Annotated in this window: 7 protein-coding genes; 2 read left to right on the top strand and 5 right to left on the bottom strand. The window is 43.8% G+C overall.

The features are described 5' to 3' along the window. Positions 1-148: 148 nt before the first annotated feature. The 4 genes from uvrA to R0123_RS06185 all read right to left on the bottom strand — a co-directional run bounded on the left by uvrA (position 149) and on the right by R0123_RS06185 (position 11829). The gene (uvrA, locus tag R0123_RS06200) at positions 149-3013 is read right to left on the bottom strand and encodes an excinuclease ABC subunit UvrA (protein WP_323841892.1); all 2865 of its coding nucleotides are present in this window, start codon (positions 3011-3013) and stop codon (positions 149-151) included. 303 nt (positions 3014-3316) lie between these two features. Continuing rightward, entirely contained in the window at positions 3317-4570 is a 1254-nt protein-coding gene (gene gltS, locus R0123_RS06195) for a sodium/glutamate symporter (RefSeq protein WP_323843460.1), read from the bottom strand. 233 nt (positions 4571-4803) lie between these two features. Then, complete coding sequence (purL, locus tag R0123_RS06190) at positions 4804-8748, bottom strand: phosphoribosylformylglycinamidine synthase (protein WP_323843459.1); 3945 nt, start codon at positions 8746-8748, stop codon at positions 4804-4806. Between the two features lie 123 nt (positions 8749-8871). After that, positions 8872-11829 (bottom strand): ATP-binding protein, encoded by a 2958-nt coding sequence (locus R0123_RS06185; RefSeq protein ID WP_323843458.1) that lies wholly within the window; start codon positions 11827-11829, stop codon positions 8872-8874. 126 nt (positions 11830-11955) lie between these two features. Between R0123_RS06185 and cysM the strand changes: the two genes are divergently transcribed. Both cysM and R0123_RS06175 read left to right on the top strand, forming a co-directional pair. Beyond that, complete coding sequence (gene cysM, locus R0123_RS06180; protein ID WP_323843457.1) at positions 11956-12879, top strand: cysteine synthase CysM; 924 nt, start codon at positions 11956-11958, stop codon at positions 12877-12879. 81 nt (positions 12880-12960) lie between these two features. Further along, the gene (locus tag R0123_RS06175; RefSeq protein WP_323841887.1) at positions 12961-13737 is read left to right on the top strand and encodes a 3'-5' exonuclease; all 777 of its coding nucleotides are present in this window, start codon (positions 12961-12963) and stop codon (positions 13735-13737) included. A 141-nt stretch (positions 13738-13878) separates the two neighbouring features. Here the strand turns inward: R0123_RS06175 and R0123_RS06170 are convergent, their stop codons facing one another. Beyond that, positions 13879-14613 (bottom strand): sulfite exporter TauE/SafE family protein, encoded by a 735-nt coding sequence (locus R0123_RS06170; RefSeq protein WP_323843456.1) that lies wholly within the window; start codon positions 14611-14613, stop codon positions 13879-13881. Between the last annotated feature and the right edge of the window lie 326 nt (positions 14614-14939).

The following is a 14939-nucleotide window of genomic DNA, read 5'->3' as shown; positions in this document are numbered from 1 at the left end:
TTAATTAATTTTTAAACAAAATACAGACCGCTCTTGTTATTCAACTAAGTCTGCACGCCTACTTTAACGAAAAATGATAAAAAATGCCAGTATTTTTTTATCAGATTTGTACAAAATAATGCCCAATTATCCAGATAATCTTTTGGATTTATGATGCAAGCATGGGACGCAAGAACCTGCCTGTGTGTGATTTTTCATCTTGTGCTACTTGTTCTGGCGTACCAACAGCGACAATCTGCCCACCGCCATCACCACCTTCATAACCTAAATCCACAATGTGATCAGCAGTTTTAATGACATCAAGATTATGCTCAATAACGATGACAGTATTGCCCTTGTCTCTTAACGCATGCAAAATGTCAAGCAGTTTGGCAATGTCCTCAAAATGTAGCCCTGTGGTAGGCTCATCTAGAATATACAGGGTTTGTCCTGTATCTCGCTTGGCAAGCTCTTTGGCAAGTTTGACCCGCTGTGCCTCGCCCCCTGATAAGGTTGTGGCAGACTGACCCAGCGTAATGTACCCCAGCCCCACTTGCATGAGCGCTTCTAATTTACGATGTATGGCAGGAATTGCCTCAAAAAAAACAAGTGCGTCCTCTACCGTCATGTCCAGCACATCGCTGATGGATTTGCCCTTATAGTGGACTTCTAGAGTCTCACGATTATAGCGTTTGCCATGGCAAACATCGCACGGAACATACATATCAGGCAAAAAATGCATTTCCACCTTAATCATGCCATCGCCTTGGCACGCCTCACAGCGTCCGCCCTTGACATTAAAAGAAAATCGCCCTGCTTTATAGCCTCTTGCTCTTGCCTCTGGCGTTTGGGTGAATAGGTCTCTTATCAGCGTAAACACGCCTGTATAAGTGGCAGGATTGCTTCTGGGTGTACGCCCAATAGGACTTTGGTCAATATCTACCATCTTGTCTAGATGTTCTAGGCCTGTAATTTTGTCATACGCTTCAGGCACAAGTGTGGTGGCATTGTTTAGTTGTGTGGCAGATAATGGCATCAGTGTGCGATTGATGAGCGTGCTTTTACCAGAGCCTGAAACGCCTGTAATGCAGGTCATCACACCAATTGGGATTTCAAGATTGACATTTTTTAAATTATTGCCTCTAGCACCATCTAGACGGATAAATAACGGCTCTGCAACTACTTTTTTGCCTTTTTTGATCTCAGCCACCTTGGCAGTATGGCGAACTTTGGGGATTTCAATGCGTTTTTTACCTGATAAATATTGCCCTGTTAATGACTGTTCGTTTTTAGCAATTTCATCTGCCGTGCCTGTTGCCATTACTCGACCACCATGCACGCCTGCTCCCACACCAATATCAATGATATAATCAGCAGAGCGAATGGCATCTTCATCATGCTCCACAACTATCACAGTATTGCCCAAATCTCGCAAATGAATCAATGTGGATAATAAACGATCATTATCTCTTTGATGCAGACCAATAGATGGTTCATCTAGCACATACATGACCCCCATAAGACCTGCCCCAATCTGACTGGCAAGCCTGATACGCTGTGCCTCACCCCCTGATAAGGTCTCAGCAGAACGAGCAAGAGTTAAGTATTCTAGACCAACTTTGGTCAAAAACCCCAAGCGTTCACGAATTTCTTTAAAAATCTTATCCGCCACTTCGCCCTTATGACCACCAATGTGTAAGTTTTCGTAATATTGCCATGCCTGCCCAATTGGCAGATGAATGATATCACCCACGCCACGACCATCTACCTTAACATTGCGAGCGATGTCATTTAATCGCACACCATCACACACATTACAAGTGGTGTCAGATAAATACTGGGCAAGCTCATCTCGTACAATGTTACTGGTTGTACTGTGATAACGGCGTTCTAGATAAGGCAAAATCCCTTCAAATGGCACAGACTTGGTTGTCTTACGCCCTCGCTCATCAGTAAAATTAAAGGTAAGTTTATCTTTGCCAGAACCGTTTAAAATGATGTTTTGGGCTTTTTTGGGTAAATCCTGCCAAGGGCTATCCATATCAATGCCAAAATGCTGACAAACTGTGGTCAAAAGCCCAAAATAATAAGCATGCCTTTTATCCCAGCCGTGTATCGCCCCTTGATTGATGGATTTGGCAGGCTCGGTAACAATGCGGTCGGCACTAAAATACTGGCGTTTTCCCAGACCATCACAAGATGGACACGCACCAGCAGGATTATTAAAACTAAATAGGCGTGGTTCTAGCTCACTGACCGCCCTATCACAGGCAGGACAAGAGTGCTTGGCAGACAGTACTGTCTCACTATTATTTTCCATGTCATTTAAAATGGCGATATCCCCGCCCAATCGCAAGGCAGTCTCCAAACTTTCGGCAACACGATTACCCAAATCATCTCGCACTTTAAATCTATCAACCACCACCTCAATGGTGTGTTTATGCGTCTTTGCCAAAGTAGGCAACTCGTCCATATCATGCACCGCACCATCAATACGCACCTTAGTAAAACCTTGTGCTTTTAGGTTTTCAAGTAAGGCGATATGCTCTCCTTTGCGTTCACGCACCACAGGAGCCAGTAGCATCAGCTTTGTACCCTCTGGTTTTGCCAAAATATCATCTACCATTTCACTGACTGTCTGTGCCACCATGGGTAGGTCATGTTCTGGGCAATAAGGAGTACCGACACGAGCAAACAAAAGTCTTAAATAATCATAAACTTCGGTAATCGTACCAACAGTGGAGCGTGGGTTGTGATTGGTAGATTTTTGCTCAATGGCAATGGCAGGCGACAAACCCTCAATGCTGTCCACCTCAGGCTTATCCATCTGCGATAAAAATTGACGAGCATAAGCCGACAAGCTCTCTACATAGCGTCTTTGCCCCTCAGCATAGAGCGTATCAAAAGCAAGAGAAGACTTGCCAGAGCCTGATAAGCCCGTGATAACCACAAGTTTGTCACGAGGAATATCGACATTGATGTCTTTTAGATTGTGGGTTCTTGCCCCTTTAATGCTGATGTATTCGTGTGCCATAAGTTGCCTTTTGTTAATCTCTGTGTTTTTTTATATCATACAATCAATCATATATAATAAATCGTAATGGGGCAAATGATGTGCTTTTAAAAGATGAGCATTCATGCCCAATAAAACAAGTCGCTTGCATTTTACAAATGCCTTAAAAACCTTTTGGGTACAATCACAATCATCGCCATGATGATAATTATTGTAGCATAATTTTCCCAACTTGGCTTTCACACAACCATAGAAAACACCCCAAAAAATTAGTGTTATCTTTTGGGGTGTAGGTTATAGAATAGAAATTTTAGATCAATGCAATCACATGAATGGTAATTTGGTAAATACTTGCAGGACAATTGCGTTAACAATATCAACAAAAAACGCCCCCACCATTGGTACAATCAAAAAGGCCTTATGCGATGGCATATAACGATCAGTAATCGCCTGCATATTGGCGATGGCGGTAGGTGTTGCCCCCAGCCCAAAGCCACAATGACCTGCTGCCAACACCGCTGCATCATAATCACGACCCATCACAGTAAAAGTAACAAACATCGCATACAGCACCATCACCACCGTTTGTATGAGCAAAATGATAAAAATCGGCAATCCTAACTCTGCAAGTTCCCACAGTTTTAGTGATAATAGTGCCATCGCCAAAAATAGCGACAAAGCAGCGTTACCAAACACATCAATAGCACGGTCAAACATATCAAAGTCAAACATCGTGGTCAATACATTTCGAATGACCACACCGCCAAACAACGCCCACACAAAAGTTGGTAGCTCAAACCAAGTGCCTTTGGCAACACCTGTTACAATGTCAGCAAATGCCAAACACGCCGCAAACAATGCCAAAGTTTCAATCGCAGAAGTTGCTGTGATAAGGCGAGTGCTGTCAGAATGCTCAAAAACCTCATCATTGGCGTCCTCTTGGTTGGCCAAATCATCATCTGACCGATTGCCTGATAAGCTCACTTTGGTGCTTGGTATTTCAGTCTTAACGCCCAGACGATTGATGAGCTTTTGTGCTACAGGGCCACCAATCACACCGCCTGCCACCAAGCCATAAGTTGCACAGGCAATGCCAAGCGTGGTTGCTGCTGCCACCCCATAGGTTTGTTCCAGCGTAGCACCCCACGCACCTGCTGTGCCATGACCACCAGTCAATGCAATAGAACCTGCCACCAACCCAAGCATTGGATCAACATCAAGCAAGATTGCCGAGCCCACACCCACTGCATTTTGCACAATGATGAATGCCGAAACCAAAACAGACAATAACAATAATGGCGTACCACCTGCTCTTAGACGACTAAAATCAGCCGAAAGACCAATGGAGGCAAAAAACATCAACATACAGGCGGTTTGTAATTCTTTTTGAAAGACAAAAGAGTAGCCAAAAAAGGCGTGCAATGAATAAATAACGGCTGCCGCCACCAGACCGCCTGCCACAGGCTCAGGAATGTTAAAATCTTCTAAAAACTTAATTTTTTTAACCAATAGCTTGCCAAGTAGCAAGACCAGCGTGGCTAAAATCAATGTATAATAGCCATTTAACACAATTTCCATCACAACCCCACAATCAAAACAAAATTAAAAGTAGTGCAAAAAAACAACAATCGCCAGCAAGATGTCGTTCATTCAATGCCCATATCAATGCTTAAAATCTAAGTATTTTTTGGTGGCGGATATTGTAGCAAGTTTACACTTTTATTGCAAAATACATACCAGAGTCAATCCATTCGCCCTACAAAAAAAAAGAACACCCTAAGATGTTCTTTTTTTTTAGACTAACACAAAGATTAACGCAAAAATGCTCGAGCATTGCGAAATAGACGCATCCAAGCACCATCATTTGCCCACTCATCAGGCTTCCATGAATGGTTGACTGCACGCAAAGTACGCTCTGGGTGTGGCATCATCAAGGTAACACGGCCATCTGTACTACATACACCTGTAATGCCTTGTGGTGAGCCATTTGGGTTGAGCGGATAGTGCTCGGTTGGATAACCTTGGCTATCTACATAACGAAGGGCAATTTGACCGTGGCGAGCCAGCTCATTCATTGACTCATCGCTCATCTGTGCATAACCTTCACCATGAGCCACGGCAATCGGTAAAATACTGTCTTGCATACCTTTTAATAACACAGATTTGGTGCGTTCTACTCGCACATTGACCGTACGAGCCTCAAAGCGTGCTGATTTATTAGCGATAAATCGTGGGAAGTGCTCTGCACCCATCATCAGCTCTTTTAGCTGACTCATCATCTGACAGCCATTGCACACACCGAGTGCAAAAGTTTCTGGTCGGTGGAAAAATCTGGCAAACTGCATACGCAATTCGTCATGAAACAAGACTGAATTTGCCCAACCAGAGCCAGCACCCAGCACATCACCATAACTAAAACCACCGCAGGCCACCAAGCCCTCAAAATCCCTAAGGTTAATGCGTCCACTCATCAAATCACTCATGTGTACATCAACAGCATCAAAGCCTGCACGCACAAATCCTGCCGCCATCTCCAAATGACCGTTCACCCCCTGCTCACGCAAAATCGCCACTTTGGGTTGGGTGGTGCGACTGTTCACATATGGTGCTTCCACCGCCAAATCCAACTCAAAATTTGCCTTAGCAATCAAGCCGTGATGTTTTTCATCAGCGATTAGGGCAAATTCTTGATTAACGCATTCTGGATTATCACGCATGGAGGCAATGGCATGGCTGACTTTTGTCCATTCTTGTTGTAGCTCACTACGAGAGAATGATAAGTTTTGGCTTGGCGTGATGATGGTCAGCATGTCTTGATTGGCACCGCCTGCTGGGGTAGCAAAAGTCTGACCCACCACGCTCAGCATACCCTCTACACGATGTGCTTTGGCAAGCTCATTGATGGCCACTTCATGCTCTGGCAATACTTGAATGACCGCACCCAGCTCTTCTGCAAACAACTGACCCAATAGATTATCATCACCAAGTTTTAAAATAAGTTTGAGACGACTGGCAAACTGCATCTCTGCCACTGTTGCTACCATACCACCATCACTGATGTCATGATATGCACAAATCAGCCCCGCTTCATTTGCTGCTTGAATAAAGGCAAAGAAATTGGCAAGATCAGCTGGTTGTTCCACATCAGGACATTCATCACCAAGCTGGCTGAGTGTCTGGGCAAAAATAGACGCACCCAAACGCAGTCTGCCACAGGACAAATCCAGACGATACAATTTGGCATCTGTATTGACAAGCTCTGGCGTGATGGTCTTAGCGACCTCTTGCACAGGGGCAAATGCCGTAATGATCAAGCTCATTGGCGAGCTGACCGATTTGTCCATGCCATCATCTTGCCAGTTTGCTTTCATGGATAAGCTGTCTTTGCCCACAGGAATGGTAATGCCAAGTGCAGGACAAAGCTCCTCGCCAATAGCATGAACTGCATCAAACAAGGCCGCATCTTCTTTTTCGTCGCCACAAGCTGCCATCCAGTTTGCCGAAAGTGTAACATCAGACACTTTGGCAATATAAGCTGATGCAATATTTGTCAGAGCCTCACCTACCGCCAAGCGTGCCGAAGCCTTAGGATTGATGAGTGCCACAGGGGCACGCTCCCCCATCGCCATCGCCTCACCAGTCTTGGCAAGCAGACCTGTCATTGTTACCGCACAATCTGCCACAGGCACTTGATAACGACCAACATATTGATCTTGAGTTACCATGCCAGTAATTGAACGGTCGCCAATACTGATTAGAAATGATTTGCTCGCCACTGTTGGATGACGCAACACATCTTTGATGCTCTCACGCAAATCCACGCCTGCAACATTCAATGGACGCAAGTGATTATCGGTGCGGTCAAACCCCCGCTTCATCTTTGGAGTGCCACCAAGCAATACCTGCATTGGCATATCCACAGGCTGTTCTGGCAACAAACCATCATCAACCTTTAATTCACGCACCAAAGTTGCTGTACCCAATACGGCGTATGGACAACGCTCTCTGGCACAAATTTCATCAAAGAGCTTTTCACTCTTTGGCGAGATGGCAAGCACATAACGCTCTTGTGCCTCATTTGACCAAATTGCCATCGGAGACATACCTTTTTCTAGCGATGGTACTTTACGCAGATTTAGATGTGCACCCAGCTCGTGATCATCTACCAATTCTGGCATGGCATTTGACAGTCCGCCTGCACCCACATCGTGAATTGAGATGATGGGGTTGTTATCATTACCTTCTTGTGCCATTGCCCAGCAAGCATCAATGACTTCTTGGCAGCGACGCTCCATCTCAGCATTGTCTCGTTGCACCGATGCAAAGTCCAACCCCTCATCAAGCTCGCCACTATCCACAGAGCTTGCTGCACCACCACCTAAACCAATCTGCATGGCAGGACCACCAAGAACGATGAGCAAATCCCCCTCGCTGATGGCATTTTTTTGTACCAAGCTACGCTTGATATTGCCATAACCACCTGCAATCATGATTGGCTTATGATAGCCACGCATTTGACTGCCATCTTGTTCGGCCGATGTATCAAGCTGAAAGGTGCGAAAATAGCCATTCAAATTTGGGCGGCCAAATTCATTGGCAAATGCCGCACTTCCCAATGGCCCATCAATCATAATGTCTAAGGCAGATGCCATACGCTCAGGTTTTCCGTATTGCTTGGCAGAGACTTTACCTGAATGCTCCCACTTTTCTGGCATATTTGGCAAGTGTAGGTGTGATACAGAAAAACCTGCCAAGCCTGCTTTTGGCTTGCCACCACGACCTGTTGCACCCTCATCACGAATCTCGCCCCCAGCACCAGTTGCTGCACCTGCAAATGGAGCAATCGCCGTTGGATGGTTGTGCGTCTCAACTTTCATCAAAATGTCAATCTGCTCATCATGAAAATCGTACTGTGCCTGTCCTGCATCATTTTTGGTAGGATAAAAACGCACCGCCTTAAAACCAGCCATAACCGCAGCATTATCTTTATAGGCAGACAAGATGCCTTCTGAGTTTGTCTCATGAGTATTTTTAATCATTTTAAACAGTGATTTTGGCTGTACTTCACCATCAATGGTCCACTCAGCATTAAAAATCTTATGACGACAATGCTCTGAATTAGCTTGGGCAAACATCATCAGCTCAACATCAGTTGGGTTGCGTCCTAGCTTGGTAAAATTTTCTACCAGATAGTCAATATCATCTACCGACAACGCAAAACCAAACTCATCATTAGCTCGCACCAAAGCATCACGACCTTGTCCCATGATGTCCACTTGTTCAAGGTGCGCTGGTTCACCATCAATGAACAATGCTGCCACATCGTCCAAATCATACACAAGGCTTTGGGTCATGCGGTCGTGTAAAATCGCCTCTGCCATTGCTGAGAGTTTGGCGGGTAAATTTTCACCTGTTAATGTGAATATCACCACTCGCTCTAGACGATTTATTTGAATGCCGCAGTTATTAAAAATATCGGTCGCCTTTGATGCCCATGGGCTGATGGTACCAAAACGAGGTGCAACGATGACCTGAACCTGACCGTCTTGGGCGGTTTTTAGGGCAACTTTTTCACCTTGATTGAGTAGATTTAGAGCCTGTTGATAGTCCTTAGTTGCGATGACATCATCAAAAACATAAACCTGTTGGCTGTCTAGCGCATCAATGTTTAGCCCAGCTTTTTGTTCAAGCTGAGTTGCCAATTTTTTGGCTTGAAAGTCCGTTAAAAAACGATGGCCTGCAATGGTACTAATCATGAAGGATACCCTTGTCAAAATTAAAAATAAATACTTGGTATTATAACAGATATCAGCTTTTTTTAATGGCTAATCGCACGAATTTTTAGAGAAAATCTCAACCACCGCACAAGTTGCTTCTAATTACATTTTCCAATACATTTTGCTTTCATCGAGCATTCTTGTTTCTTGGGCAAAATAGGCAGTCAGGTCTATCGCATCAAGTGCATCGAGTGCATCAATCACTGCACGATAACTTGGACGCATGGCAACAAACTGACTGGCGTTTACAGCAACCACATCTGCCAAACATTTTTTTTCAAAAGTCTCTGCCGCCTGACGCAATCGTGGTACGCCTGTATAGCGAGATGCACCCACCATGCGATGGGTCAAATCCGCCAACGCCTTTCTATTTCTATCTGCCCATGCTCGTTCGAGTGCTTGCTTTTCAGTTTCAGCATTATCAATAAACATCGTGAGTAGCTTTTCTGCCAAATCCACCTTGTTGGCTGCACGATTTAACGCATCTTGCCAATCAACATCAGCCAACTCATCAGCAGGCACCACCGTAACATCATGGCTTTTTGTATCACTACGGTCTTTTTCATCACTCCCTTTACCATCAGCCATCATGGCAAGTTCATTTAAATCTGCCATGTCATCACGCTCATCACGATTTAGCCAGCGTTCTAGCGTCTGAACCAATTGCATATGGCCGATTGGCTTGCCTATGTAGTCGTTTAGCCCCACAGCGACCAAGCGGTCTTTTTCATCGGATAAGCCGTGTGCGGTCAAGGCAATGATTGGTGTGGGTTTTTTGGCATGGTTCTGCTCAATCTTGCGAATCTGAATACTCGCTTCAAGCCCTGACATTCTGGGCATTTGAATGTCCATAAAAACCAAATCAATCGCTGCACTCATGCCTGTTACCATTTTTGTCATGATTTCAATAGCATCAAAGCCACTGCTTGCCGTAATGACTTCCACACCAAGCTCGCCAAGCAAAGCCTCTAGCACCAATAAATTCGGCTGATGATCATCTACCGCCAAGACTCTCACGCCTGAAAATCTTTGCTGTCTTATGGACTTGGTGGCGACCTGATTAGACAAAAGCTCGTACAGCTGGCGTTTGTCCATCGGCTCATACAATGCATTGGCATGATAACGCTCCAATAATGCACCATCCATACCAACCTGATAGCCATATGCCGCCAGTCGCCCCTGATAACGCAAGCGAATTTGGCGTAAAATCGCCCCAATATCGTCCTGTGCTGCATCTTGTCCAAAATTATCAACAATCACCCAATCAAAGTCATGATTACCGTCCAGCTGTTCTAGCAAATCCGCCAAACCTATCGCTTCGGTAATACTTGCTTTGGTGTCAGCCAGACTTGCTTTTAGTACTTGCATGGCAGGTGCATGATTAATCCACACCAAAATATTGGTATGAATGGCAAGTACCGAATTCGCCACCTCATCGATTGAGGCGTACTCTGTTTCCATTGGCATTTCAAACCAAAAAGTCGCTCCGCTTGGTGCAATATTTTCACTGTTATTATCAAAAAAGCCAATATCACCACCCATCATCATGGTTAATTGTTTAGAGATGACCAGTCCCAAACCTGTGCCACCATAGCGACGCGTTACTGACAAATCACCTTGGCTAAAACTTTTGAACAGCTGGTGTTTATCAGCATCACTAATGCCCTTTCCTGTATCCTCCACAGCAATATGCAGACAGTTTTCCTTAGTCTCTGATAAGCTCACTCGTACCACCACACCACCTGTATCGGTAAATTTAATGGCATTGCCCACAAGATTGGTCAAAATCTGTTTAATTCTTAGACTGTCACCCACCACTTTGGTGGGTACATCATGATAAAATAACACCGCCAAGCGTAGATGCTTTTCAAGCCCAGCAGGCGACAACATATCCACCACATCATAAATTGTGGCATACAAATCAAACTCATGACGGTCAAGAATGAGCTTGCCTGCTTCTATTTTTGAAAAATCAAGCACATCATTGACCAAAGCCAGCAGGTGTGCTGATGATTTTTTGATGGTTTGCACATACAAATTTTGCTCGCTGGTCAGACCTTGTTTGCGTGCCAGCAAATTAATAAAACCATCAATGCTATTTAAGGGTGTCCGAAGCTCATGGCTAATGTTTGCCAAAAAAGCTGATTTGGCCTGATTGGCTAAAACAGCAGCATCTCTTGCATTACGGATTGAGATGTTTTGCATTTCCATCTCATCAAAGGCTTGCTGCAAGTCTCTTTCTGTCTCATCGGCGTGGTTTTTAAGCTCAGCAAAGCTATTTTCTAGTCGTTTTAATGCTTGCAAAAAATCTCGTTGTAACAACAAAAACTCACCATTGGTACGAACTGGCACAGGGCTGGACAGATTGTCAGCGTCTAAACGCTGTAAATACAGACGCATTTCATAAATCGGAGCAATCCAACGCTTTGAATAGCTGTTTAAAATCAATAACAATAGCAAAACAGTAATCAGACCTGTGATGGATAACGCCAGCCACACATGATAATAAGTGATGGATAACGGTTCATCATCCATCTCAACAAATAGCCAAAAACGCTTACCGCCAGATATCACAGGCTTGGCATACGCTGTACCAAAATTGGTTTTAAGGCGTAGCTGATGCTCGGCATTGACATTAAAATCCACCCAAGGCATGCCCACTTGCACGCCCAATTCTTGTAATATTTCGCCTTTATCATTCATCACAGCGATGCGTTGCACTCGTTGTTTTCGCATTTGTTGAATGCCTTCAAGCACGCCACTGAGCGTACCTAAACCTTGACGATTTTGACCATCAACCGACAGCACTTTATCGGCAATCATCGCATCAATTTCAAGCGACTCATTCTCTGTGCCAAGCCAAGCCAGACTAGATTCAACCGCACTTTCATAACGCAAAAGCACCGCCTGTGCTAATACATCTTGCTCGGATAAGACCGCACGACGCACCTCGCTAAACACCAAATAGCCACCAACCATCGCCAGCACCACGATCGGCAAAAACACCAACAAAATCAGCTGTCCGTACGCACTTTTTAAACCAAATCGTAATTTATTCATTAAAAATCATCACGCTTAAAATGCCCAATTTAGTTTAGCACAATTTCTGGGTGGTTTTTGAGCGATTTTTAAAAAAAGAGTGTGTTATAATTGGTATAATTTCTTGTTAAGATACGAAAAAATTCTATGACAAATCCGATTACCCACACCACAACCCTTACTACCACAACCCTTGCTGATTGTGTTGGCAAAACACCACTTGTCAAGCTCTCACGATTAGCTAATGACACAAACGCAACTTTACTTGCCAAACTAGAAGGCAATAACCCAGCAGGCTCTGTCAAGGACCGCCCCGCCTTTAATATGATTGACAAGGCTGAACAACGAGGACAAATTAAAGCAGGCGACACACTGATTGAGGCAACTTCTGGCAATACGGGCATTGCTTTGGCGATGGTTGCTGCCATGAAAGGCTATAAGATGACCTTGATCATGCCAAAAAACTCTACCCAAGAGCGTAAAGACGCCATGACAGCTTATGGAGCGACCTTAATTGAAGTTGAACAAGGCATGGAAGAGGCACGAGACTTAGCCCTACAAATGCAAGCAGATGGATTGGGCGTGGTGCTTGACCAGTTTAATAATGATGACAACAAAGAGGCTCACTATTTGACCACTGGTCCTGAAATTTGGGAGCAAACACAAGGTAGGATCACACACTTTGTCAGTAGCATGGGAACGACTGGTACGATCATGGGCGTTGGTAGATTCTTAAAAGAAAAAAACCCTGCCATACAAGTCATTGGACTTCAACCTGATGAAAATTCAAGCATTCCAGGCATTCGTAGGTGGCCTACTGAGTATCTACCAGGGATTTTTGAGCCGTCCTTGGTTGATTTAACCATGGATATCAACCAAAAAAATGCAGAGACATATATGCGAAGGCTTGCCAAAGAAGAAGGGATATTTTGTGGGGTATCGTCAGGCGGTGCTGCGTGGGCAGCCCACCAAATCGCCAAAGAAAATCCAAATGCCGTCATTGCCTTTATTGTCTGCGACCGTGGCGACCGCTATTTGTCCACAGGGCTGTTTGGCATGGCTGATGAATGATTGATGGTGTGTTTACAGCATAAGATACACCCATAAAACCAAACCAAGCTTAATGCCAATGACCAAATCAAAAGGAATAATATGAACCAAACCAACCCTGTTTTAGTTTTTGACATTGAGACCATCGCCGATGTCTCCACAGGCAGACGGCTGTATCCAGAGTTAAAGGCATTATCCGATAATGACGCTTTGACCGCACTCACGGCCTTGCGTTATGCAGAGGTGGGCAATGAGTTCATGCAGTTGCCTTTGCATAAAATTGCCTGCTTGTCATTTTTGTGGATTGAGCATGGTCAGCTTACTCTTAAATCCTTATCGCTTAATGAGATGAGTGAAGCACAGATTTTAACGACCTTTTTCCGTGCTTTTGCCAAAAAACCAACCTTGGTTAGTTGGAATGGATCAGGTTTTGATATTCCTGTCTTATTATATCGTGCTTTGCACCATAAAATCAGTGCTCCCACTCTTTTTAACTCTGCCTACAAGCCTGATTATCTGTATCGCTATGGCGAAATGCACATTGATTTGATGGACAAAATGTCACTACATAATAATTATAATAAGCAAAAACTTGATACCATTGCCGCCTTATGTGGTTTTGCTGGCAAGGGTGATACAGACGGTTCGCAAGTCGTGCCCATGGTACAAGCTGGCGAATGGACAAGGCTGACCACCTACTGTGAATCCGATGTGCTCAATACTTGGCTGATTTATCTAAGGTGGCTGATTTTAACAGGAAAAACCGACATTGAGAGCGTTGAGATGCTCAGTCAGCACACCAAAAATTTTGTAGCAAATCTGACCAACGAAGATGGAAGCGTTCGCCATCAGCAATTTTTGGCGTCTTGGCAAGATTAAATTAGGCAAGTTTTTATCTTAAAAAGTACAAGCGTTTAAAAGTATGGGCGTATTGTCCGCTATTTTTTTAGTGTTGTTTTATGGCAAATTTCTTACAAAATTTAACTTTAATTACAAACTTTACGCAATCATTTATTAAGGTCAAACAAGCCACCCCAATTTTAACACATTATCAATGATGATCTTGACAGCAATGATGGTCAAAATCCAAGGCAACGCCCTTTTCAACCAAACCATCGGCAAACGATGACGCAAACAAGTCCCCACCCATGAACCAATGATGGCACTGACAATCATCATCAAAACCACCTGCCAATAATCAAAAAACACAAATCCCATCAGTACATACATGATGACTTTTATAAGATGTACAAACGACACCATGAGTGAAGCGGTGGACACCACAACATGATTATCGCCATACTTTTTCATGAGCAATGGCATGTGCATGGGACCAGGTGCACCAACAAACAATCCAATACCCGTTTGCAAAAAACCAATCACATAAAAATTTTCAAAACCTTTTAAAAGTTCATTGAACTTGCTTGACCACTGTGTCAATAATATATAAAGACCAATGAACAGCGGAATCAAATCCAAATGCACAAAATACACCGCCACGCCAAAAACTACCGCCCCCAAAATCGTGCCAATGATATAGGATCTAAGATAAGTTTTATCAATATATTGTCGCCCAAACCATGCACGACTGATATTGCTGGCAAGCTGAGTTGCACCATGCACAGGGATGATGGCCACTGCTGGCAAAAACATCGGCATCAAACCCACCAAAATCATACCACCACCAAGACCTGTAATCGCAGTCATTGTTGATGTGAAAAAGTTAATAGGTATCATGAATATGTGTTCTGGCATAAAATACCCCCATTTTGACTTAACAAACTTACCACAGTTCATGACTTGGTTCATGACCTGACAATACAAGTATTCTAACACCAAAAGCTCTACTAATCTTGCTTGATTTTTTAGCCCCAATGACAAATCAAGCAAAAAGCAAATGATTTTAAACAATTTTGCAATTTATCATTGCAAATGCTTTTTTCTTTCTGTTATGATATTGAAAGTTTCAAAATGTATCTGACAAATGTAGCTAACATTTGTGTGTACATACGATGGAGCTAATATGGATATTGCCCAGCAAACCAAACAGGTAATGGATTTTGTTTGTTGGGTTTTTTCGT

Source organism: Moraxella sp. Pampa, assembly GCF_035181385.1.
In the GTDB taxonomy this organism is placed as follows: Bacteria; Pseudomonadota; Gammaproteobacteria; order Pseudomonadales; family Moraxellaceae; genus Moraxella.
This window is presented reverse-complemented; position numbering and strand designations above follow the sequence as displayed.